The organism is Cryobacterium sp. TMT1-2-2, assembly GCF_004403505.1.
Taxonomy (GTDB): domain Bacteria; phylum Actinomycetota; class Actinomycetes; order Actinomycetales; family Microbacteriaceae; genus Cryobacterium; species Cryobacterium flavum.
On record NZ_SOGS01000023.1, the window covers coordinates 108,697 to 131,922 of the forward strand.

Consider the following 23,226-nt stretch of genomic DNA (forward strand, 5'->3'; position numbering starts at 1 on the left):
AGAGTTTCAACCAATTTCCCGTGATCTACCGGCTCGGCGTTATCTCCGCCGCTAAGGATGGATCTATGACAGTCACGCTCACTCGGATGCCCGCTGCAGTCGAGCCAGTCTCGACCCGACGGGGTGCTCGGTGGCGTCTGCCGATCGGCCTGGGACTCTTCGGGTTCCTGGCCTCGTTTGCGGGCTCGTGGATCCCGTCCTTCTGGGGGGACGAAGCGGCGAGCGTGATGTCGGCTGAGCGCACGCTGCCGTCCCTGTTCGGAATGCTGAAAAACGTCGACGCCGTGCACGGCTTCTACTACCTCTTCCTGCACTTTTGGATTCAGGCGTTTGGCCCGTCCGAGCTTTCGGTACGGCTGCCCAGTGCGATCGCCGTGGGCTTCGTCGTGGCCGGGACGTTTGTCCTGGGACGGATGTTGTTCACCCGAAATGTGGGCATTGCCGCCGCCCGGATCTGCGCTGTGCTCCCGCGGACCAGCTACATGGGAGCGGATGCCCGCTCTTACGCATTCTCAACCGCGATCGCGGTCTGGATCACGGTCCTATTCCTGATGCTCCTGCGGAACAAGTTCAGCTCGACAGTGTCACGGAGGCTGGCGTGGCTCGGTTACGCGGTGGCTGTCACCATCGGAATCTATCTATTCCTGTATCTCGGACTGCTTCTACTCGTGCACGGAGTCTTCCTCGACACGGCGCGGTCATATCGCCACCACCAGAAGTATTGGTTAGGGGCCGCCGCCCTCGCCGTGACCCTTGCTATCCCGATCCTTGCAATCGGTTACTCGCAACGAGGTCAAATAGCATTTCTGGCTCATGCCCCGAATGTGCGCGAACTCGTCGAACGTATCCAGACCGCGTTACGTGGACGGGTGGCGGAAATCGTTTTCGTCGATGACTCGAACGATGACACGCCTACTGTCATTGGGCAAGTTGCTGCCGAGGCAGAGATTCCTGTCCGCCTCATCCGCCGTGATCAACCCGTTGGCGGGCCGTCCGGAGCAGTTCTTGTCGGTCTGGCGGAGTCCACCAGCGACTGGTGCATCGTGATGGACGGCGACTTGCAGCATCCACCGGAAGTGATCCCGGTGCTTCTGAGCTCGGGCATTGACCAGGATCCGGACATCGTGGTCGCATCTCGTCACGTCAACGGCGGATCGTCTGAGGGGCTGAGTGGGCGGCTGCGACATCTGGTGTCCGCTTCGGCGACCGTGCTCGTTCGAGCTATGTTCCCGACGAGGCTTCGTAATTGCACCGATCCGATGACCGGATTCTTCGCCATCAGACGGTGCGCTGTCGACCTCGATTCGCTCAGACCCCGCGGGTTCAAAATTCTCCTCGGAATCCTCGCCCACAACACCATCACCGTCATCGAGGAACCATTCGTGTTCGGTCACCGTCACGCTGGTGAGTCGAACGCGGTCAACAAGGTCAAGCCCCAGGAGAATGACCCGGCAATTTGGTAACCCTGATAGACGATAAAGATCAGCAAGAAAGCGATCATCCACGGGTAAGCCCAGAGCTGATCGCGAAGAACAGCCCAGACCAGGACCACCTTCACTAAGCCGTGCAACAGGAGGTAGATCGCACCGAATAATGCTGCTGACAGGTTGAGACTGCTCGTCAGATCTATCAATGAGTTCGCGATCAGGTCGTGTGGATCTTCGGCGATTTCGTGTTGGGTCAGAAAGCGCGCAATGGCGCCGATCTGAGCGGGAGAGATGACCAGCGGCAGGATGCCCCCGATGAGTTCGAGGACACCATCTAAGCCTTTGAGGATGAGGCTGATGAAAAATGTTCGATCAAGCAGGGTTAGCGCTGTCTCTGGTGTGTTCACAATCATCCCTTCAAGTAACTCTTGTTACAGTAGCTTTTGTGACGAATAATATTAGTTGGGTGTTGATACTTATTCAGTTGCCATCGGAGCCTTCCCGGCACCGGGTCGCTGTCTGGCGGGAACTGCGAAAAGCCGGCGCGGTGCCTGTATCGCCGGGCACCTGGGCGCTCCCGGCCGGACCCACCTTTCAACCCGCACTGGATCGGGCGGGTGAGTTGGCCCGCAAAGGGGCCGGCACCTTCGCCGTGATCGACGCTTCTCCGCGGGACGACGCCTCCACCAACCTGATCCGTGATGCCTTCGCCGCCGCCCGGGTTGACGAGTGGACCGAATTCGTGGCCGATTGCGGGAAGTTTGACGCCGAGATCGCACGCGAGATCGCCAAAGCAAAATTCACCTTCGGAGAGCTGGAAGAGGAAGAACAGAGCCTCGACCGGCTGAGGCGCTGGTTTCGCGACTTGAAGAAGCGCGATGTCCTCGCACTGCCCGAGGCCACGTCCGCCGAAGAGCACCTTCGAACCTGCGAGAGCGTGCTCGACGGGTACGCCGAACGGGTGTATCAAGTCATGCGCGGGAGCACCCCGGCAATCGACACGCCCCCCGAATCTGCGAAAACCGGAACTGCCCGATGAGCGCGTTCCCGGCTTCCTCCGATCCCCGCGCTCGCCTAGCACGTCTGCCCCAGCTGCGATGGTGGATCAGCGTGTCGTTACTCCTGGTGCTGGTCACTCTGATCCTGGGTTTCGCGGTCAAACTGAATCCCCGCCTGTCCGGAGCAGAATTTCGCATCGACGAGCTGCTGAGCCGGGATCACCTCGCTGTTGGAAATACGATCGCCTTGACGATCAACGCAGTGTTGTCCCCGCCGGGGATCATCCTCATCCTGCTCGTGCTGTTCGCTTTCCTCCTAATCGTGCGTCGCTCGCCGGTGAACGCGTTCGCCGTCACGTTCGCTATTGCGATCTATTTCATTGCCCGCGGTACTCGCGGGGCTACTCCGGCGGCGATCATCGGGCTCGGCTTCGCGCTCCTCGTCGCAGGCTCTCGCCTCTATCTGGGTGTGCACTACCCCAGCGACGTTCTCGGATCCTTCCTCGTTGCGCCCGCCGCTATCTGCATCTACACCGGATTGTGGACCCAATACGGGATGCACATACTGAACTGGATACCATTCTTGGATCGCATCGGTCCGATCCCGCCAACGCCGCAGCCACGCGGCCGTCCTGCAACACGGCCCTCGGCGCCGGAAACGCGCTGATGACCGGCGGTACACCCGCCACTGTCGGCCCATCGCCGACCCGCGGGGTCGTTGCTCCCTTATACCTGGCTGGTTTCACGACCGCGTTCGGCGCGCACGGAATCGCCGCCGCGCTCGGCGTCGAAACCGGCGACATCGGACTGAGCATCCTCACCTTCGGGATTCTCCTGGCCGTCTACGATCTGGCCGAAGTGGTCCTGAAGCCCGTCTTCGGTTCCCTCAGCGACCGGATCGGCGCCAAACCCGTGATCGTCGGCGGCCTGATCGCTTTCGCCGCCGCGTCGTTCTTCGGAATCTTCGCGGGCACCCCAATTCTGCTGGGCATTGCTCGCCTCGGCCAAGGAGCGGCAGCAGCAGCATTCTCGCCGGCATCATCGGCCGCCGTCGCCCGACTAGCCGGCCCCGGTGCCGTGGGACGATACTTCGGCAAGTACGGCTCATGGAAAGGTCTCGGCTATGCCCTGGGCCCCCTGATCGGTGCCGCATTGATCGGGCTAGATGGCCTCCGCGCACTGTTCATCGCACTGACGATCCTCGCCGCCGCGACCGCAATATGGGTCATCGTCGCTGTCCCACGCCTCCCCATCCTGCCCCGCCCCCGATACACGCTAAAGGATCTGGTCAAGCAGACCGTCGACCGGTCCTTCCTCATCCCGACACTCGTACTCGCGGCCAGCACCGGCGCTCTCGGTGTCGCGGTCGGATTCCTCCCTCTGCTTGGAACCACGCTCCACCTCGGGCTATTTGGCAGTATGGCTGCGGTGACCGTGCTCGCCATCGCCTCCACGCTCACTCAGCCTTCCGTGGGCCGGCTCCGCGACAACGGCCGCATCAGCACACGAACAGGTACCACGGCCGGCCTCCTGCTGATCGCTACTGGAATCGGTGCACTCGCTGTTATCCCCACGCCGGCCACCCTCTACCTCGCCGCACTAACCATCGGCACGGGGATCGGTGTGGCTACCCCGCTAGCATTCGCACACCTAGCCGCCACCACACCAGCCGAGCGGATGGGACGCACGATGGGCAACGCCGAACTCGGTCGCGAAGTCGGCGACGCCGGAGGCCCCCTCCTCGTCGGCGCGGTAGCGAGCACCATAACCCTGGGTGCGGGGCTAGGTCTGCTCGCTATCCTCACGGTCGGAGTTGCCACCCTCAGCGGCATCACCCTGCGCACCAACACCACCCACGCAAGACGTCAACCTGTGTAAGTCAGTAACGGCGACAGCGCCAGCTAGCGACCTCAGAACGCCGCCAAATAGCGCCAAAGACCACATACACGCATCGATGGGCGTGGGTGCTCCATGGACGGTCGTCTGCGGAGACCTGGGTCAGAGCATGGAGCCAAGGTCGGAACCGACGGACGGATAGGTCGCGGTCGCCGATTTTAGTTGTCGGGTGGTTAGGCCCAGCTTGATTGCGAGGCCGAAGATGTTGATCACTTCCGAGTAGCCGGGGCCGAGCAAATGTGCGCCGAGGATCTGATCGGTTGCTGTATCAATGATGACCTTCGTCGCCGCGACGGTCTCGCCGACTCGGTAATTGGCATACCAACTGCTGGTGTCGTTGTAGCGCACAGCGATATCACGGCCATCACGCACGGCTTCGTGCTCGAGCATGCCGACGCGGTTCAGCTCCGGGATCGTGAACACTGTCGTGGGGACGCCGGCATAGTCCGGCACGGTCATGGTGCCTTTGAGCATGTTGGATGCTGCCACCTTGCCCTCGAAAACGGCGACGGGCGTGAGGCGTTCACCGGGAGTGTCGGCGGCGTCGCCGGCGGCGAAGACCGACGGATTGCTGCGGCTTTGCAAGTGTCCAAACACATCGATCCCCTTCGGGCCCCAGGCAATGTTTGCCGCCGCCAGATTCAAACCGTCGATGTTGGGCACCCGGCCAGCGCCGTGCACCGCCAGATCCGTATCGAGGACGGCCGTGACGCCGTGCTGCTCCACGCTCACCTGAAGCCCCGTGGCGGTGCGCGCCACTGCACTGACCGAGGTGCTGCGATTCACGCAGATGCCGGTTTGCTCACTGCGCTGCACGAGCTGGTCGACGAGATCGGGGTCGAACGCGCGTAACGGGCGCGTGCCGTGATCGACGACCACGCAGTCCACACCAGCGCGGGCTGCGATGTGGGCGAACTCGAAGGAGACAAACCCGCCCCCGATAAATACGATCCGGCCGGGAAGCTCCTTGAGGTTGAGAAAGTCAGTGCTGTCGATGAGGTGCTCGTGTCCGGGGAACTCGAGGGGGCGCGGGCGGGCACCGGTCGCGATGAGAAACCGCTTCGCCTGGTGCTGCACGCCGTTGATCTCGAGGTGATGGGGCCCGGTGAAGTGAGCGGCACCGTGAAAAGTGCTCACACCGTTGCGGAGAAGTTCGTCTTCCATGCTCTGGGGCACACCGTCGGTGAAGCCGCGCTTGTGACGCATCAGCGCCGCCCAGTCCATCGTGAGCTCATTCTCGTTGATGCCCTTGCCCTGCATCAGATGGGCGGCGTCGATTATTTCCGCTCCACGTCGGAGAATCTTTTTCGGGTCACACCCGCGCAGGGCACACGTGCCGCCATAGGGCAGGGCATCAACGATGCCCACGCGCCATCCCCGTGCAGCGCACCTGTTGGCTGCTGTGGTGCCGGCCATTCCGGCACCGATCACAAACAGGTCGTATTCCTCAAACATGTCGCTCATGCTGCGGTGATCGCGTCGCGCAGTTGCTCCAGCGTTGGGGCACCGGCCAATCCTGTCGGGGTCGTGTAGATGCGGCAGGCCATCCCCACCGGTGCTGCCGGGTCAGGAAAAAGGTCTGTTCCCCCCACCAGAATGCTCGGAGATCCCCGAAAGTGGATTGCCTCTGCGTCTTCCAGATTCTCGACCAACCGCCGGGTCACGACGGTGCCCGGGTGTTCGACTGCGATCAGATCCAGCCGCTCAGCGGCAATTTTCCAGTTCGGGCACCCATCGAAGTACTGCAAGGTAATGTCCATGCCCTCACCGTAAACGTTGCACCATGGTGCAAGGTCAAGTGGTGGAATGGGACTATGCAGATTAGAGACCTGGCCATCGCGAGCGGCGCAACCGCACAGACCATACGGTTCTATGAGCGGCGCGGCCTGTTGGATCCCGCCGAACGTGCGGGGAACGGTTATCGGCGGTACAACGACGCGGCCCTCTCGCGCCTGCAGTTCATTCGGTCTGCCCAGACGGCTGGTCTGACCTTGTCCGAAATTGGCAGCATCATCACGGTTAGAGAAGCAGGCGAGTTGCCGTGCGGGCACGTCTTAGACCTTCTCTCGGCGAAACTGGCGGATGTGCACCGCCGCCAGCAGGAGCTTGCACTTCTTGAATCAGAGTTGCACCACCTCATCGAAACGAGCGAATCTCTTGATCCAGGAGACTGCGAAGCTGGCAGCGTCTGCCACGTAATCGCCCAAGCTCATCAGTAGCGCGCAACACCTTCCCGCCACTAATCGATCCGTATTCACCGCCAAATAACGATGCAACTCACATTTATAGCCGAGCGTACGATCGCATTGTCACGTAATCGAACGTATAAATGACACGTGTCGAGCATGGGTTGAGCGCCCGTTAGCCGAACCCCCTATGGGACCCTCGCGCTCGCAGGGACCGACGGAGGAGTTCGCTAGTTCGCTAGTTCGCTAGTTCGCTACTCAATTAGCGACCCAGCGGTGGCTGGCAAGCGCTGGCGCAGCACACATGCTCATTCCGTCTGCAGCACCGCCAAGAGCGGAACCTACGGCGTAGTAAAGATCAGAACCAGGATCAAAATGAAGTTCGCAAGCATGAGTACGCCGGCGATGCACAAAGCCACTCGGGGTGCCCCGAGGGGAGTTCCGAGCTGCCGCGGATGATCCTTCAAGTACTTGAAGCCTTGATATGCGACGATAAACGTCACCGCAAGTCTGGCGAAAAAATAGTAGAGCCAAGGATGCATGACTAGTCCATTCCTGTTTGAGAGAACGGCGCCGGAAGGAACGCTGACCCGGTGAGAATGCAGTTTCTCTGCAGGATTCATGATCACCCGACCGACGAAACAAATCATTATGAGCTTAGGACGGGACCGCCCACACGCTCTACTGGGGATAGGTCGATTCAATCGCGACAATAATCTGGCCTTGGCATTCCGTGTTCCCGCTGCGCGGTTCCCTCTCTGTCAACCTTGTTTGAGGCACCGGGATCGTCCCGAATAGTGTCGTAGAAGGCGGGAAGGAGTTCCCTTGACGAACGCTTTAATGACAAGACCCAGCTCGAGCGGGCAGGCTGTAGGGATGGAAGATGTTCCCGATCCCCAACTTCCCGAGCGTGCACGGCGGCGGACGTACACAGCCAAGTACAAACGCGACATTCTGACCGAGTATGACCGCCTCGATCGGCAGGGCCGCGGTGCGCTGCTCCGACGAGAAAAGCTGTATACCTCCTTGGTCAGCTCGTGGCGTGACCAGCGAGATAGAGGAGTGCTGGTCGCGCTGGCACGGCCGGCAGCACCCCCGCGCACCGCGGCAGCCCTCATCCCCGCGGCCCCGGCCGGAGCCGATGAAGCAGCCTCGGGCGCTGACCGAGCCGGAGCGCAACGTCGTTCTGGAGGTCCTGCGGTCGAGCCGGTTCGTGGACAAAGCGCCGGCGGAGATCCAAGCGATCCTCCTCGACGAGGGCACCTACCTGTGCTCGGTGGCGACGATGTATCGCCTCCTCCGCGCTCACGGCGAGACCGGGGAACGTCACGCTAAGGCCGAGCACCCGACACGCGTCACGCCCGAACTCATCGCCACCGGACCCAACACGACCTGGTCGTGGGATATATCCAGGCTCAAGGGGCCGGCCAAATGGTCGTACTTCCATCTGTATACGATCATCGACATTTACTCGTGGTACGTCGTTGGCTGGATGGTCGCGACCCGGGAATCTCACCAACTCGCCGAGCCGCTCCTGTTCGACACCATCGAGAAGCAAAAAATTCGTCGAGACCAGCTGACAATCCACTCCGACAACGGGTCCTCGATGGCGTCGAAACCCGTCGCGTTCCTGCTCGCCGACCTGGGCGTGACCAAGTCGCACTCCCGCCCACATACGAGTAACGACAATCCATTTTCGGAGTCGCATTTCAAGATTTTGAAGTACCAGCCCGAGTTCCCCGACCGGTTCTATAGCCTCGCCGAGGCACGCTCATTCTGCACCGAATTCTACGACTGGTACAACGGCGAACATCGTAATTCGGGCATTGGTATGCACACCCCGTTCAACGTTCACCACGGCCGCGCACCCGCTATCCAGCACGCCCGCGCCCGCGTCCTCACAACGGCCTATGCCGAGCATCCTGAACGCTTTGTGCGGCAGCACCCGCAGCCACCAACGTTCCCGACGACGACCTGGATCAACGAACCAAAGAAGGAAGAAACGAACGCAATGACCGGCTAAAGAAACTGACTCATAAAGGTTGACATCTTCCGGGATCGCGTTGGCACCGCGCTCGACGAAGCACGCGTTCCACGACGACGGTTGGTTCGGCTTCGGTCTAGTTTCAACCAACCCACCCGCTCCGCGGAGAAGGGCCGCTGTGCCGATCTTGGACACCGGGAGATGTCGAATTCTTGAGCGTTCACTGGTCCCAATCGACACGGACTGAACTTGCGTGAACCCTCCGTGTGATCACGTTACGGCGTGTTTTCTGTGACCAAAACTTTTTGAAGTGTGGGCAAAATGTGGGCAAAACGGCCATCCTAGAAAAACGAAACCCCCTGCTCCCCAGTGAAACACTGGGTTGTAGGGGGTTTTTCGTGGCGGTACCGGTGGGATTTGAACCCACGGTGGAGTCTCCCCCACACGACTTTTCGAGAGTCGCACCTTCGGCCGCTCGGACACGGTACCGCCGTCGATCCTAGTAGAGACTGGGGTCCGACGCGAATCGGCGAACATGCAGCAGACACACGGATGCCGCGGAGTAGCCTCAGTGGGTGCGCGAATCAACCCCGAGCATCCGCCCGTTAATCGCTACCGGTATCGCCGTTGTCGCGACCGGCATTGTGCTTGCCACGACCTGGTTTCGTCGCGACCTCGAACAGCAGAAGGCCATTCTGAACGAAACCCTGCCGGTGCATTCCGCCTGGTGGCGCAACAATGCCAAGCAACCGGGTGAGCTGCTCTACGTCGCGATGGGCGACAGTGCAGCCCAGGGCATCGGTGCCTCCAGCCCGAACAGGAGCTACGTCGGCGTGCTCGCCGATCACGTGCGGCGCGTCACCGGCCAAACCGTGCGTGTTGTGAACCTCAGCGTGTCGGGTGCCACGGTGGCTTTGGCCGTGCGCGACCAGCTTCCCCGCTTCGAAAAGCTTGAGCCCGACCTGGTGACGGTCGCGATCGGTGCCAACGATATCGCCCAGTGGAACCCCACAACCTTCGAAGCGGGCATTCGCACCATTTTCGCCGCGCTGCCGCCGCACACCCTCGTCGCCGACCTGCCGTGCTTTCACCTTCCCCACAACGAGGTCAAGGTGGCAGAGGCCAACGAGATCATTCGACGCGTCGCCGACGAACACGAACTGACCGTGGTCCCGCTGCACTCGACCACCAAACGGGCCGGGTTCCGCAGCATCCTGACCCACGTCGCCAAAGACTTGTTTCACCCCAACGACCGCGGCTACCGTTCCTGGGCCGAGGCGTTCCTGCCAGCGATGAGCGCGGATGCCGCGCGGGTGTCAGCGCATCAGGGAGCGGCAGTAACCTGACTCGCTCACTGCTGCGCAGCGACCGAATCGGCGTCCCCCATGGGAGTCTCCAGCTCCCATGCCCCCGACAACACAATATTGTCCATCAAGGTGAGCAGGGTGTCAGCCAGGTCAACGTGCGGGCTGGAAAAAGTGATCAGGCACAAGCCGCGATGGTCGGGAAACTCAATCCAGTAGTCAACGATGAGAAGCGGGAGGTCTGGCGTGCCCACGTCGGCCGACGCGCTCGCGACCCTGCTGTGCCTCACGAGTGGGCCCGCCGGGGTGACCGCGCTGAGAAGTTTTGCCTCGGGTGCCAGCCGTTCGCTCAGCCGTTTGGCCATACTGTCGAGATGGGTGCGGCCTCCCTGGGCCGGCCCGAGTTGCTGCCAGTACAACACAACATTCAGCGCGAGTGCCCCGGTACGGTTGCGCTGCAACAGGTAGGCCATGAATTCGGCTCCGCCGGCAGCCGCACGAATGCAGGTTTCGGTGAGCCAGCGGGCGAGTTCTCGTCGCAACACCGGCGTCGCCGGCAGCCCCTTCAATTGACGATTGACGAGTTGCTTGACACTCGCATCTCGTGCGGCGGCATCGTCGAGAGCGATCGAAAACCAGTCTCCGGAAAGCGGCAAGTCAAAGCCGGTGACCCGCGACAGGGTCGGGTCTCCATCGCTTCGAAATTCAGACGGGTGCGTATCGCCGGCTACCCAGGCCGCCTCATCATCGCCGGGTTGCGGCTCCAATGCGGCGATCACGTCGGCAACGGAGGCCGACATCGTGTGCGGGCCGGCGGGATCAAACACGACCGCATTGAGAAAATCGGCATGCTGGATCAGAAACGGTACGAGTGCTGCACCGCGCTGCAGGGCGAACTCGCGGTCGGAAATGTCGCTGATGAATTCTGCGAATGTCTCAGTGGAGGAGAACAGACAGAGGTTGAAACGTGGAGCGCCCGCGGGAGAGTCAGCGGCGGCGAACACCCGGGTCTCGAGCACCCCGACTTTACTTCGCAGCAACGGCACGACGACAAAGTCGAGGCGCAGCGCTCGGCCGATAGCCTCGACATCCTGATTCTCAAGCGCGACGGCCAAATGCGCCGACCCGACCTCGGTCGTGGCAGCAACGACGATGCCGTCCGGCAGCTCATCCGTCATGACAATTTCTCCGCATCAATCTCGTCCTTTGACCCTATCCGCACCGTGCACAGCGCCTCGCGTCGGCCAAGCAGCGCGTCCTCGGTCACGTCGACTTCGTTCTCGCGGGCGCCAACGGAAAACAACTCGAACCGGTCTTTGATCGGCGTCGGATTGGCGAGCACGAGACTGGCACTTGGCCACCCCGGCGGAGGCTTGAGCGCCGCGAACATGTGAAGGAACGGGGGGTACTCCCGTTTGAGAAGATTAATGGGAAAGGCGCCGAATGACCCGCTCAGGTCCTGCGCCCACTGCGCCGCCGCAAAATCGCCCGCATAGGCCGCATCAGTGATCCACGGCGTCTCGGCGCGACGTCCATTGTAGATCTGGTCGGCATCCGCTTGCAGCTTGCCGGCACGGGCTGCGTCGGCGACGAATTCCACCTCGGCGAGCGCGGTCGCCGATCCCCGCCTGATGATTTCGGCACGAGCGTTCGCCGGCGTCTCCGAACCATCAACGGCGTAAACGGCCGCTGAAACCATCCAGCTCTCCGGGTCGGAACGATCGGCCACGGCGCGAGCACGAGCCTGGGCAAACAAGTACGTCGAGGGGAGGCTGGAATCCACGCTGGCGTTGCGCAGAAAGACCCCACGATTCCAGCCACCGATACGAGTGGATGCCTGCAGCCCGCGCGCGACAAAATGGCCCGGCTCCCCCCACACACCCACGTCGTACGAGTACGCCAACTGCGCAACCGTGCGTCGCCATACGCTCATGGAACAACGAACGGCAGGTCGTTCAGCACCGTAATTTTGCCCTGGGCATCCCACGGGATGCGATACTCCGGCGCACCGCCGAGATTTCCTTCATACGGCAAACCGTGGCGGACCGTCTGCACTGTCCGCGCAGCCAGCCGCGCCTTCTGCGAGAAAAGCAATCGAGTCGACCATCTCGGAGCGACGGTCGTCCCATCCGTGAGTAAAATCCGTCACAGCGTCGGCCAGCCCGGAATGCCCAACGGCCGCCGCAATCGTGTCACTTCGCGTGTTCGCATTGTTGAATTCCTGCGCGACAATGGTCAATTCGTCACTCAGTCCCCTCAAAGACTGTGTGCTGACACATAGGTCGGCCATTGTTCCTCTTTCTCCCCACTGCTGGTTCGTTCTGTTCAGGATACGACCGGGTCTGACGTTCTGCGACCGCAACGGCCGGTTCAGGCAGCCGACTGTCGGTGGCCCCGGCTAGGCTCGAAACATGGCAAAATCCGTCTCTTCTTTCCGCTGCTCCGAGTGCGGCTGGACGACCCTGAAATGGGCGGGCCGCTGCGGCGAATGCCAGCAGTGGGGCACCGTCGTCGATGCCGGCCAGACAGCCGGCATCACCCGCAAGCTCAAGGCCATCACGCTCGTCGGCGATGGCATCGCCCGCCCGATCACCCACGTCGAAACGGATGCCGCCGCTCACTGGCCGACCGGCATTAATGAATTCGACCGTGTGCTCGGCGGCGGCATCGTGCCCGGCTCGGTGATTCTGCTCAGTGGGGAGCCTGGCGTCGGCAAGTCCACGCTGCTGCTCGAGGTCGCGTCTAAGGCGGCCGCAGCGAAGAGCCGCGTGCTCTACGTCAGCGCCGAAGAGTCGGTGAGCCAGGTTCGGCTGCGCGCCGAACGCACCAACGCACTCGAACCCGAACTCTATATCGCCGCCGAAACCGATCTCGGAGTCATCCTCGGGCAGATCGATGCTGTCAAGCCCGACCTCATCATCATTGACTCCGTGCAGACCGTGTCGAGTGCGCTCTCCGACGGGTCGCCGGGTATGCCCAGCCAGGTGCGGGAGGTGGCATCCACTCTAATTCGGGTCGCCAAGGATCGCGGCCTGCCGGTGCTGCTCGTCGGTCACGTCACCAAAGACGGCTCGATCGCCGGTCCGCGGGTGCTCGAGCACCTGGTCGACGTGGTGTGTCAGTTCGAGGGCGACCGGCAGACCTCGCTGCGGTTCATTCGCGCTCTGAAGAACCGGTTCGGGCCTACCGACGAGGTCGGCTGCTTCGAGATGACCGGCGACGGCATCGCCGAAGTGCCCGACCCGAGCGGGCTGTTCCTGAGCCGGGCCACCGAACCGGTCGACGGCACGTGTGTGACCGTCGCGTTGGAAGGCCGTCGGGCGATGCCGGTCGAGGTGCAGGCGCTCGTCACCGACACCCAGGCACCGAATCCCCGCCGGGTCACGAGCGGCGTGGACTCCGCCCGCGTGGCTATGCTGCTCGCGGTTTTGCAGGAGCGCGCGGGAATGAACCTCTCCACCAAAGATGTATACGTGTCGACGGTCGGTGGCATCCGTCTGAGTGAGCCGGCCGCCGACCTGGCCATCGCGCTGGCTATCGCGTCCGCGTTCACCGGGCTGGCCGTGGCGCACAACGTGGTCGCCTTCGGCGAGATCAGCCTGGCCGGCGAGGTACGCGGAGCACTCATGTCGAAGCAGCGAGTGAACGAGGCCGTTCGCCTCGGGTTCACCACCCAGATCGACGCCGCCTGCGGGTCGATCCACGCGGCGGTCGCCCTGGCACTCGGCACCACCCGCAAACCGCGCGACGCCGAACTCGATCGGGCGTTCTAACCCCGGCCGCCCCCCGCTCGATTGTTCCGTCGGGCGCACCCGGTGCGCGATTCGGTTAGTCGGCGTCGCTGTGGCCGAGCTCAGGGCTCAGGGCGTTCAGCAGGTCGGCCGGGGCGGCCTGCATCACGTTGGGTCCGGCAATGTCGAAGAAGACCATCTCCAGCGTCGCGGCGTGCACGGTGAGAAATTCCCGCAACCACTGGCCGTCGCACACCATGACCTGCGGGTCCACGTCGTCGGGAACCACTCGCAGGTAGTTCTCCGCGGCGGAGAAGAGCAGCAGCATCCGCTTGTCTGAGCCTTCGCGGCCGAACACGCGCACCTGGGCCGCCTCGCCGTTGACCACGAGTCGCGGCACGATCATGTAGTCGTTGCGCAACGCATAGGCGACGGCGACGACGTCCTGCGCTGCCAGTGCGGCGGCGAGCGCCTCGGAACGGGTGTTGGCAGTCGTATCGGTCACCCATTCATTCAATCAGGCGAAGCTCCAGACGCCCAGCTGGCAGCGCACGCCACGAGCGAACGGATGCCCGCTCGCCCCCGCGGCGCGCAAACCGGACCCCGTGTACGGGAGCTAAACCGTGCGCGCGGGCTAAATCAAAAAATCATCCGGGTGCCGAAGCAGCCGTCCCACAGGTACGGCGGTCCTGATCGCTCCCGCGACCGGATCTCCTGAATTAGCCACCGAGCCGAGTGCCAGCCGGTCGACCGACAGGCCCTAGTTCAGGATCATCAAGGCCGGGTCGGCCGCCTCGATGCCGTCCACGGTCACGTGCAGGTAATACGAGGCTCCGCCGGCCGGAACCGCGGTGCGGGCTTCGGCTTGACAGGTATCGACGGCCGAGCGGGTGCGATCCCAGGTGATCGGTGTTGCCAGCGGCATGACCACACCGGGCTTGAGGGTGACCTGGGCGTCGATCGGGTTGGTCTGGCAGTCGGTGGAGGTCCAGTAGACGTCCTGCCCGCTCATCACGGTGAACACCTGCTTGGCGTTGCCGGCGTTGATCACACAGTCGGTGGTTCCGATGTTGGTCAGGCTCAGCGACAGCTGCGGCAGGACTCCAACGGCATAGTTGGTCGCGTCCGTGACGGCCGCAACCTGCACGGCCGACGGGTCGCAGGCCGCGCCGTCGACGGCGGTCGCTACCTCGGGGATGGTGGTGACGGCATCCGTCGGCGTCGCCGACTCGGTCGTGTCGGCCGCGGGCGTTTTCGGGGAGTCCCCGTCGCCCTTGCTCACGCCCGGTTGCACGATGATGAGAAACAGAATGACGAGCACGGCGAGCAGGCCGAGCCCCACTACGAAACGCCGGCGCCGGTACACCTTGCTGGACTGGCGGCCGACCGGTTGCTTGATCGTCGACATGCCCCAAGGTTATTGAAGTTCAGCGGCAGAACTCGGTAATGGTGTGCGTGTCGGCGGTAATTGCTGCCGGAAAGACCCGCTCGCAATCGAAAGACTGCGAACGGGCACTCCGGTGCCCGCTGTTTAGTGGTGCCCGTATTTGGGCGGCTTCGGTGCTTTCTTGGCCTTGTCGACCTTCACATCGGTCCAGCCGATCACCTCACCGTCCGCGTTCTGTGCGGACACTGTGTATTTGCCGTTCTTGAGGTTGTCTGCGAGCGTGACGCTCACGGTACCCTCGGCACTCACGAGCAGCCAGCCGCCCAGGTCGTCGGCTTTCTTCTTGGAGTAGGCCCACACCGACACGTACTCACCCGCGTGTTTGACACCAACCTCAATAACTACCGTGTCACCAGCCCGATAGGCCTTCTTGTCAGTGTCGATCACGTTCTTGAGCTTCTTGGTGAGCTCCTTCTCACCAGCCGCGATAGGCGCATCGCCGGGTTCGGCGCTCACGGAAACCGCCACGGCGAGCCGCACGATCGTGCCCGACTCCGCTGCGGTCATCTCGAGCATGCTGTTCTCTACCGCATCCGCCGGCACCGTGACGCTGACGGTGGCCGTACCCGTCGAATCAACGGATGCCGTCCCCACGTCGGTGCCCGACCAGCGCAGCGCGAGCTGCGTGTTCTTCGGAGCGCCAAGCGAGGTGAGGTTGAGGTGGCCGACCGTGAAAGTGACTGAGTCACCCGGGTCGACTGCCGCCGTGGGGGCACCGGTGATCGAGGCCTGGTTTGCCTTGAACGACGGCGACAGCGGGCTGTTCGTCTGGATGTAGGAGATCCAGGCGTCCCGGTCGACGAGACCGGAGTCCCGGGTATCGGTGCCGTTCAGGAACTCGCGGAAGTTGTCGCCGCCGGTGAGCAGAAAGTTGAACGAACCGATGCGATATGACTGCGCAGGGTCGATCGGGGTGCCATCGATCCAGACGCCTGTCACGCGGTCGCCAGCGCCACGGTCGGCGTCGAACGTGTAGTTAACGTTGTCGCTCAGGCCGAGCTGCAGGAACGGACGACTCGGAATCGTGCCGTCGGCGTTGGTCTGCCACTGCTGCTCGAGAACGGTTTTGAACTGCGCGCCCGTGAGGCTCGTGGTCCAGAGGTTGTTCAAGAACGGCAGTACTGCATTTGCCTCGGCGTAGGTCACGACACCGTCGGGATCAAGAGACAGGTCAGCACGCATCCCCCCGGGGTTAACGATGCCAATCTCGGCGCCGCCGATGGTGGAGTCGGCCAGGGAGGCGCGCAGCGAGTTTGCCACGAGCGTGCCCATGGTAGAGGGAGCCATGCGGTCTTCGGCGCAGGGCGCAACTCCGCCCGTGCAGGCCCGAGTGATGTCAGCGGTGACCGAACCGACGGGCACGTTGCCCTGGACCGCGGCCTCGGCCAGCGCGGCGTTCGTGATCGTCTGAACCTCGGCAGCGCGCGGGTACGCGGCCACGAGGTCGGCGTCGGGTGCGGTGGAGCGGGCCACGTTCCGGTTCTTGACCGTGGTCGTGTCCCCGGTGGCGATGTCGTAGCTGAGCACGACCTGGCCGATGTTCTCTCCGTAACTGCCAGTCTGCAGCACCGGGCGCGTCACGCCGTCAGCTGCCCCGGGAACCTGTGCGTCCCACGCGTACTGCTTGTGCGTGTGCCCGGTGAAGATCGCGTCGACCTCTGCCGAGGTGTCATTCACGATTGCGGCGAAGGCTCCGCCTTCGGTGAGCTCCTGCTCGAGCGTGGCACCATCGGGAATCCCCGCGCCGGCACCCTCGTGGTACTCGGCGATGAGAACATCCGCTTCACCGTTCGACGGGTCGCCGTCGGTGAGCTGGGCGGCCACGCGGTTGACCGCGGCGACCGGGTCACCAAAGCTGAGGCTGGCGATGCCGTTGGGCGAGACAAGCGCCGGGGTCTCTTCCGTCACGGCACCGATAACGCCGACCTGCACGCCGGCCACGTCGATGATGGTGTACTCCCGCATGGCTGGAGTTTCAGTGCCCGCGTTGTAGACGTTGGCACCGAGGTAGTCGAAGTTCGCCGTGTCGGCCACTCGACCGCTGAGGTCGCTAAACCCCTGGTCGAACTCGTGGTTTCCCACACCAGAGGCCGCGAGGTTGAGTGCGTTCAGCACATCGATCGTGGGCTGGTCGTTCTGCGAGGCTGAGGCGAACAGCGAGGCGCCGATGTTGTCGCCGTCCGAGAGGAACAGCGAGTTGGCGTCGCCATATTCCGCCCGGAGCTGCTCAATGGTTCCGGCGAACTTGACGGTATTGGCGTCGATGCGTCCGTGGAAATCATTGACGTTGAGCAGGTTGAGCTCAACAGCGGTGGGCGTGGCGAGGTTTAGTCCGAGCACGACCGGGTCGTGATCCGACGAGCGGAACGCGTCGGCGACGTAGAAGTCGGTGACGTTGTTGTTGTACCTGCTGTACTCCAGCGCGACCGATTCCACCGAGTTGATGTTCCAGACGTCGACGGCGTTGACCGTGACAGCCGCTTCGGGCGAGGCGAAGACGTGGTCGAGTGAGCCGACAGTGCCGCCGTAGGCGTACGTATACTCGCCGCTCTTGTCGCCCTGGTTGATGTAACCGGCGTCAAGCAGCACCCGAATCGGGTCTTCGAGGTCGTAAGCGTTGAAATCGCCGGTGAGAAAGACCCGATCGATGCCGGAATCGGCCTTGACCTGGTCAGCGAAGGCTACGAGCGCGTTGGCCTGCTCGATGCGGGTCGGGTTGGATGCTCCCTGACCGTCACCCTGATCGGCGTCGTCACCGGTGCCTGATCCCTTCGACTTGAAGTGGTTCACGATGGCGAGAAAGCTCGACTCGTCGTCCCCGACCAGCTGGAATGCCTGGGCGAGTGGTTCACGTGCGCGGCCATTGAAGGCGACGGATTCGGTGAGGATGACCGACTCCCCCACCGTTTCAACAGCGGCGGGCTTGTAGATGAAGGCGGTGCGAATCACGTCCTCGCTGGCCGGAAGCGCGGCCGGCGAGGCCACGAACGCCCAGACGTCTCTGCCGGACGCCGCGTTGAGCGCTGCGGTCAGGTTGGCGAGGGCGTCGTCGCGGTCCTTGCCGAACGCGGCCGAGTTCTCGATCTCCTCGAGCGAGACCACGTCGGCATCGAGGGCATTGATCGCCGAGACGATCTTGGCCTGCTGGCGTTCGAAACTGAGCTGGGTGGCGGCGCCGCGGGCGTCGCATCCGCTGCTCACCGTGGTCGGAACGCCGGCCCGGTCGTTGTAGAACCGGCAACCGTCGAGCGAGTCCCCCGTGGTCGAGAAGTAGTTCAGCACGTTGAAACTCGCCAAGCGGATGTCGCCGCCCACGTTCTCCGGCGCGCTCGTGCGGGTGTCGGCGAAGGTCACCGGCTGTACGGTAGCTGCATTGGACGATACGAGGGCTGTCACCGGCTGGAACTTCCAAGCGTCGTTGCGAAAGTCGAAGATGACCGGCGAGAGGAAGGAGACCGCGGCGCCGATGCGCACCGGTGCACTGGTCGACAGGTACGGAACCGGGCTGCCCTGGTTCGCTGCGGCCAGGTAGTTCGTCGTGGCGCCGTCGTCGAGGGTGACTGCTCGGCCGGCATTCTCGGCGAGGGCCGACTGATACTCGGCGGAGCCGGGCAGGGCCGTGACGCTCGGGTTCACTAGTGGGGTCGTTCCAGCGGCGAGGCCAATTTCGGCGTATTGGTTGGTCGTGTAGTTGTTGGTGACGGTGAAGTCGCCCTGCGGGGCAAGCAGCATACCCTCGAGGGTTTCGCGCTGTTCTGCGCCGGTCGGCAGCGCCACAGTGACCGGGGTCGGGGCGACCACGTCTGTGGTGGAGAGCTGAGTGACGTCGTCGACGGTGCCGAAGGTGACCTCGGTCATGCCAAAGAATTCCACGACGGTGCCGACGACCTGAACGTGGTCACCGATCTTCACGTCGGCGGTCGCCGTGCTGGAGTAGGCGAACACGCCGTGCGAGGCAGTGTGGCTGGCGAAGTCCAGCTCGCCGCCGGTCGCTGCGGTTTGCAGGTAGAACCCGTCGAAGCCGCCGGTCGGGTAGGCGGCCGTGACGACACCCGAGGTCTTGACGACGGTTCCGGCGAGCGGGCTCGTGTCGGTCGTTCCCTGGATCGCGTCGATCGCGGTCAGTTCGTCGGGCGCCGGGGTCGGGTCGGGGTCCGGCTCGGGTTCGACCGGTGTGCCAGTGTCGCCGGCGGCGTTCGTGGGCGTCGGGGCCGACGCAGTGAAGTCGGCGGCATTGACGTCCGTATCGACAGATCCGGTGCGGTTCACCGATGTGGTGACGGATGCCGCGGTGGCGGCCGTTCCTTCAAAAGTGTTCGAGCTGCCGTAGCCGATCAGGTCGAGGATCTCGGTCTGGCCGGTCAGTGAGCCGGTGGCCGGAGCCGTCAGTGCCGTCGACTGGTTGGCGAAGAAGATCGTGCCAGAGCCGGCGGCAAAGGAGGTGCCGAAGGCGGCATCCGCTGTGGGCAGGGTTGCGCCGTTTGCCGCATTCGAGCTGCCCTGCACAAGGTAATAGCCGCCGGCAGCAATAGTGCCGGTCAGGGCGACGACCCCGGTGGGGTTCGACGTGCCGCTGGCCGAGCGGTACTGAATGGAGGTGCCGTCGAGCGACACGTCGGCGTCGCTGGGGTTGTAGAGCTCGACGAACTTATTCAGGTAGGTCGCGCCCGAGCTGCCGCCGTTCAGGTACGCCTCGTTGATGACGACTCCGGTGCCGGCGGTGTTGGCGCTGGCCGGCATAGCGATGAGCGGAGCGGCCGTAAGGCTCACCCCAAGTAGTGTGGCGAAAACCAGCCTGGTACGGCGATGATCGGCGGATGACATGGATCTCCTCATTCATAGAATGATGCGTGTGTCATTGCGCCCGGGGTCGTGCTTATCGGAAGTTCCCCCGGCCCACGGTTGGCAGGTGCAATAGTTCGCAGCCTAGCGACGGCCCGTGTCCGGGGGGTAAACTCCGCGTATTTTGCTCCTATGAGCAGCGCTTTAAGCCGTGATCGGGCCGATCGCGCCGACATTCGCTAGTTCAGGCGCTTCACCATGCGGGTGTTGCCGAGCGTGTTCGGCTTCACCCGGGCCAGGTCGAGAAACTCCGCGACGCCCTCATCGGGCGAGCGCACGAGCTCGGCATAGACGGCCGGATCGACGGTCTCGGTGCCCATGTCACTGAACCCGTTGCGGGTAAAGAAACCCACCTCGAAGGTGAGGCAGAACAGGCGGCTGAGGCCGAGGTCGCGGGCATCCGCTTCGAGGCGCTGCATCATGGTGTAGCCGACCCCGGCTCCGAGCCACTCGGCGTCGACGGCGAGAGTGCGCACTTCGCCGAGGTCCTCCCACATGACGTGCAGTGCGCCGCAGCCGATCAGTGTGCCGGACGAGTCAACGGCCACGCGAAATTCCTGCACGGCCTCATAGAACACGACTCGGTCCTTGCCGAGCAGAATGCGCTGCTGCACGAGCGGTTCGACAAGCGCTTCGATGCCGGGCACATCGCTGGTGCGAGCACGGCGCACCGTGTATCTCGTTTCCAATTTCACTCCCCTAGTCTATTGACCGCCCCACCACCCCCGTTTCTCCCGCGAGAGCGCAAAAAGTGCCCTAATGGACGTCCATTGGGGCACTTTTTGCGCTCTCGCGAGCAGGTAGAACTAGTCGCTCGTGATGGCCAGGTCGGGAGTGGCCGGACCGGTCCCCACTGCGGCGGCCGTGTTCACTCCGACGCCGACCGGGTCAACCCGGGTCGTCGTGGTGAAGATGTACTCGCCGTTGACGTAGTCGACGTGCACGTGATCGCCAGCGTTGAGCTCGCCCTGCAGAATTTTCTCCGACAGGCGGTCCTCCACCTCGCGCTGAATCGCGCGACGCAGCGGGCGAGCACCGAGCGTCGGGTCGAAACCGACCTCGATCAGGTGTTCCTTCGCCGGAACGGTGACCTCGACGGTCATGTCCCGGTCGAGCAGACGCACGCCGAGGCGCTTGATGAACAGGTCGACGATCTGCAGCAGCTCGGGCTTGGTCAGCTGCGGGAACACGATGATCTCGTCCACGCGGTTGAGGAACTCGGGCTTGAAGTGCTTCTTCAGCTCGTCTTTCACCTTGCCGGCCATGCGCTCGTACCCGGTCGTGCTGTCGCCTTCCAGCTGGAAGCCGACCGGTCCGCCCGAGATGTCCTTGGTACCAAGGTTGGTGGTCATGATGATGACGGTGTTCTTGAAGTCGACGACGCGACCCTGACCATCCGTCAACCGGCCCTCTTCCAGAATCTGGAGCAGGGAGTTGAAGATGTCGGGGTGGGCCTTCTCGATCTCGTCGAACAGCACCACGGAGAACGGCTTGCGCCGCACCTTCTCGGTAAGCTGGCCGCCCTCTTCGAAGCCGACGAATCCGGGAGGCGCACCGAACAGACGCGACACGGTGTGCTTCTCGCCGTACTCACTCATGTCGAGCGAGATCATGGCGGCCTCGTCGTCGAACAGGAACTCGGCGAGCGCCTTGGCCAGCTCGGTCTTGCCGACGCCGGTGGGGCCGGCGAAGACGAAGGAACCGGAGGGACGCTTCGGGTCCTTCAGGCCGGCACGGGTACGACGGATGGTCTTGGCGAGGGCCGAGATGGCCTCTTCCTGACCGATGACGCGCTGGTGCAGTGCCTTCTCCATGAAGACGAGCCGCGAGGACTCTTCTTCGGTGAGCTTGAACACCGGGATGCCGGTGGCCTGAGCGAGCACTTCGGCGATCAGGCCTTCGTCGACGACCGCGGTGGTCTTGACGTCGCCGGACTTCCACTTCTTCTCGAGGCGCAGACGCTCGCCGAGGAGGTTCTTCTCCTCGTCGCGCAGGCCGGCGGCCTTCTCGAAGTCCTGCTCTTCGATGGCGAGTTCCTTGGCGGCACGCACCACGGCGATCTTCTCGTCGAATTCGCGCAGCTCCGGCGGCGACGACAGGATCGACAGGCGCAGTCGGGCGCCGGCTTCATCGATCAGGTCGATGGCCTTGTCGGGCAGGAACCGGTCGGAGACGTAGCGGTCGGCGAGGTTCGCCGCGGCCACGAGGGCACCGTCGGTGATTGACACCTTGTGGTGCGCTTCGTAGCGGTCACGCAGTCCCTTGAGGATGTTGATGGTGTGCGCCAGCGACGGCTCGTTCACCTGGATCGGCTGGAAGCGGCGCTCGAGGGCGGCATCCTTCTCGAAGTGCTTGCGGTACTCGTCGAGGGTGGTCGCACCGATGGTCTGCAGCTCACCGCGAGCGAGCAACGGCTTCAAAATGGATGCTGCGTCGATAGCGCCCTCGGCGGCTCCCGCACCCACCAGGGTGTGGATCTCGTCAATGAAGACGATGATGTCGCCGCGGGTGCGGATCTCCTTGGTGACCTTCTTCAGGCGCTCTTCGAAGTCACCGCGGTAACGGCTGCCGGCGATGAGCGAACCGAGGTCGAGCGAGTAGAGCTGCTTGTCCTTCAGGGTCTCGGGCACATCACCCTTGACGATGGCCTGGGCGAGGCCCTCGACGACCGCGGTCTTGCCAACGCCGGGCTCACCGATCAGCACAGGGTTGTTCTTGGTGCGACGCGAGAGGATCTGCATGACCCGCTCGATCTCTTTCTCGCGCCCGATGACCGGGTCGAGTTTGTTATCGCGGGCCATCTGGGTGAGGTTGCGACCGAACTGGTCGAGCACCTGGCTGCCGGCCGTGTTGGCCGCCTGCTCGTTGGCACCGACCGCCACCTGCTCCTTGCCCTGGTAACCGGAGAGGAGCTGGATGACCTGCTGGCGCACTCGATTGAGGTCGGCACCGAGCTTCACGAGAACCTGGGCGGCGACGCCCTCGCCCTCGCGAATGAGGCCGAGCAGAATGTGCTCGGTTCCGATGTAGTTGTGGCCGAGCTGCAGCGCTTCGCGCAGGCTCAGCTCGAGAACCTTCTTCGCACGGGGCGTGAAGGGGATGTGGCCGGTGGGCTGCTGCTGCCCCTGGCCGATGATGTCCTGAACCTGCTCGCGCACGGCATCCAGCGAGATGCCGAGGCTCTCGAGGGCCTTCGCGGCGACGCCTTCACCCTCGTGAATCAGCCCGAGCAAAATGTGCTCGGTACCGATGTAGTTGTGGTTGAGCATCTTGGCCTCTTCCTGGGCCAAAACGACGACGCGACGAGCTCGGTCGGTAAATCTCTCAAACATATGATCGCTCCCTTGGCGCCAGGGCAGTTGGTGCCGTTACATCGAGAATAACCAGCCTGCGCGCCTCGCGGGCGTTTGT

The 23,226-nt window shown here is 63.3% G+C and carries 18 protein-coding genes, 1 tRNA gene and 1 pseudogene; 8 read left to right on the forward strand and 12 right to left on the reverse strand.

Translation table 11 applies throughout. The features are described 5' to 3' along the window. The first annotated feature begins 65 nt into the window (after positions 1-65). Complete coding sequence (locus tag E3T35_RS13515; protein WP_166789955.1) at positions 66-1,463, forward strand: glycosyltransferase; 1,398 nt, start codon at positions 66-68, stop codon at positions 1,461-1,463. Here the strand turns inward: E3T35_RS13515 and E3T35_RS13520 are convergent. Next, positions 1,397-1,834, reverse strand: a complete 438-nt coding sequence (locus tag E3T35_RS13520; RefSeq protein ID WP_166789956.1) for a DUF2127 domain-containing protein — start codon at positions 1,832-1,834, stop codon at positions 1,397-1,399. The genes E3T35_RS13515 and E3T35_RS13520 overlap by 67 nt on opposite strands. Before the next feature lie 59 nt (positions 1,835-1,893). On the opposite strand from E3T35_RS13520, the gene E3T35_RS13525 reads away from it, so the two are divergent. From E3T35_RS13525 to E3T35_RS13535, 3 genes are all read left to right on the forward strand, one after another. Continuing rightward, entirely contained in the window at positions 1,894-2,466 is a 573-nt protein-coding gene (locus E3T35_RS13525) for a Chromate resistance protein ChrB (protein WP_370449338.1), read from the forward strand. 71 nt (positions 2,467-2,537) lie between these two features. Then, positions 2,538-3,092, forward strand: a complete 555-nt coding sequence (locus E3T35_RS13530; protein ID WP_166789957.1) for a phosphatase PAP2 family protein — start codon at positions 2,538-2,540, stop codon at positions 3,090-3,092. Next, entirely contained in the window at positions 3,092-4,303 is a 1,212-nt protein-coding gene (locus tag E3T35_RS13535) for an MFS transporter (protein WP_134379555.1), read from the forward strand. The genes E3T35_RS13530 and E3T35_RS13535 overlap by 1 nt, the downstream gene beginning before the upstream one ends. Positions 4,304-4,423: 120 nt before the next feature. Here E3T35_RS13535 and E3T35_RS13540 read toward each other — a convergent pair whose 3' ends face one another. Both E3T35_RS13540 and E3T35_RS13545 read right to left on the reverse strand, forming a co-directional pair. Beyond that, positions 4,424-5,785: an NAD(P)/FAD-dependent oxidoreductase gene (locus tag E3T35_RS13540; protein WP_241988857.1), complete on the reverse strand. Its 1,362-nt coding sequence runs from the start codon at positions 5,783-5,785 to the stop codon at positions 4,424-4,426. Continuing rightward, positions 5,782-6,081, reverse strand: a complete 300-nt coding sequence (locus E3T35_RS13545; protein ID WP_134345545.1) for a thioredoxin family protein — start codon at positions 6,079-6,081, stop codon at positions 5,782-5,784. Before E3T35_RS13545 ends, E3T35_RS13540 begins: the two co-directional genes overlap by 4 nt. A 54-nt stretch (positions 6,082-6,135) precedes the next feature. Between E3T35_RS13545 and E3T35_RS13550 the strand changes: the two genes are divergently transcribed. Then, on the forward strand, positions 6,136-6,540 hold the full coding sequence (locus E3T35_RS13550) for a heavy metal-responsive transcriptional regulator (protein ID WP_134345546.1): 405 nt from the start codon (positions 6,136-6,138) through the stop codon (positions 6,538-6,540). 807 nt (positions 6,541-7,347) lie between these two features. After that, positions 7,348-8,530: pseudogene (locus E3T35_RS13555) on the forward strand (transposase). A gap of 360 nt (positions 8,531-8,890) precedes the next feature. Here E3T35_RS13555 and E3T35_RS13560 read toward each other — a convergent pair. Further along, positions 8,891-8,980 (reverse strand) — tRNA-Ser (locus tag E3T35_RS13560). 86 nt (positions 8,981-9,066) lie between these two features. Here E3T35_RS13560 and E3T35_RS13565 point away from each other — a divergent pair. After that, positions 9,067-9,837 carry an SGNH/GDSL hydrolase family protein gene (locus E3T35_RS13565; RefSeq protein WP_241988858.1) on the forward strand — a complete coding sequence of 257 codons (771 nt, stop codon included), beginning with the start codon at positions 9,067-9,069 and terminating at the stop codon, positions 9,835-9,837. Positions 9,838-9,842: 5 nt separating this feature from the next. Here the strand turns inward: E3T35_RS13565 and E3T35_RS13570 are convergent, their stop codons facing one another. The 3 genes from E3T35_RS13570 to E3T35_RS19350 form a co-directional block, all read right to left on the reverse strand. Then, positions 9,843-10,973, reverse strand: coding sequence for a hypothetical protein (locus tag E3T35_RS13570; protein WP_134379557.1), 1,131 nt, complete (start codon positions 10,971-10,973; stop codon positions 9,843-9,845). Next, on the reverse strand, positions 10,970-11,524 hold the full coding sequence (locus E3T35_RS13575) for a hypothetical protein (protein WP_134379559.1): 555 nt from the start codon (positions 11,522-11,524) through the stop codon (positions 10,970-10,972). The genes E3T35_RS13570 and E3T35_RS13575 overlap by 4 nt, the downstream gene beginning before the upstream one ends. Positions 11,525-11,724: 200 nt before the next feature. Continuing rightward, positions 11,725-11,889 carry a hypothetical protein gene (locus tag E3T35_RS19350; protein WP_166789958.1) on the reverse strand — a complete coding sequence of 55 codons (165 nt, stop codon included), beginning with the start codon at positions 11,887-11,889 and terminating at the stop codon, positions 11,725-11,727. A 317-nt stretch (positions 11,890-12,206) separates the two neighbouring features. Here E3T35_RS19350 and radA point away from each other — a divergent pair, with 317 nt between their 5' ends. Then, on the forward strand, positions 12,207-13,568 hold the full coding sequence (gene radA, locus E3T35_RS13580; RefSeq protein WP_092341789.1) for a DNA repair protein RadA: 1,362 nt from the start codon (positions 12,207-12,209) through the stop codon (positions 13,566-13,568). A 55-nt stretch (positions 13,569-13,623) separates the two neighbouring features. Here the strand turns inward: radA and E3T35_RS13585 are convergent, their stop codons facing one another. The 5 genes from E3T35_RS13585 to E3T35_RS13605 all read right to left on the reverse strand — a co-directional run bounded on the left by E3T35_RS13585 (position 13,624) and on the right by E3T35_RS13605 (position 23,147). Continuing rightward, positions 13,624-14,031 carry a dehydrogenase gene (locus E3T35_RS13585; protein ID WP_241987782.1) on the reverse strand — a complete coding sequence of 136 codons (408 nt, stop codon included), beginning with the start codon at positions 14,029-14,031 and terminating at the stop codon, positions 13,624-13,626. Positions 14,032-14,286: 255 nt separating this feature from the next. Next, positions 14,287-14,934, reverse strand: a complete 648-nt coding sequence (locus tag E3T35_RS13590) for a hypothetical protein (protein WP_134379561.1) — start codon at positions 14,932-14,934, stop codon at positions 14,287-14,289. A 123-nt stretch (positions 14,935-15,057) separates the two neighbouring features. Then, on the reverse strand, positions 15,058-19,743 hold the full coding sequence (locus E3T35_RS13595) for an ExeM/NucH family extracellular endonuclease (protein WP_241988859.1): 4,686 nt from the start codon (positions 19,741-19,743) through the stop codon (positions 15,058-15,060). A 251-nt stretch (positions 19,744-19,994) separates the two neighbouring features. Beyond that, positions 19,995-20,510, reverse strand: a complete 516-nt coding sequence (locus E3T35_RS13600) for an amino-acid N-acetyltransferase (RefSeq protein WP_092341785.1) — start codon at positions 20,508-20,510, stop codon at positions 19,995-19,997. A 111-nt stretch (positions 20,511-20,621) separates the two neighbouring features. Continuing rightward, complete coding sequence (locus E3T35_RS13605; RefSeq protein ID WP_092341784.1) at positions 20,622-23,147, reverse strand: ATP-dependent Clp protease ATP-binding subunit; 2,526 nt, start codon at positions 23,145-23,147, stop codon at positions 20,622-20,624. Positions 23,148-23,226 lie beyond the last annotated feature (79 nt).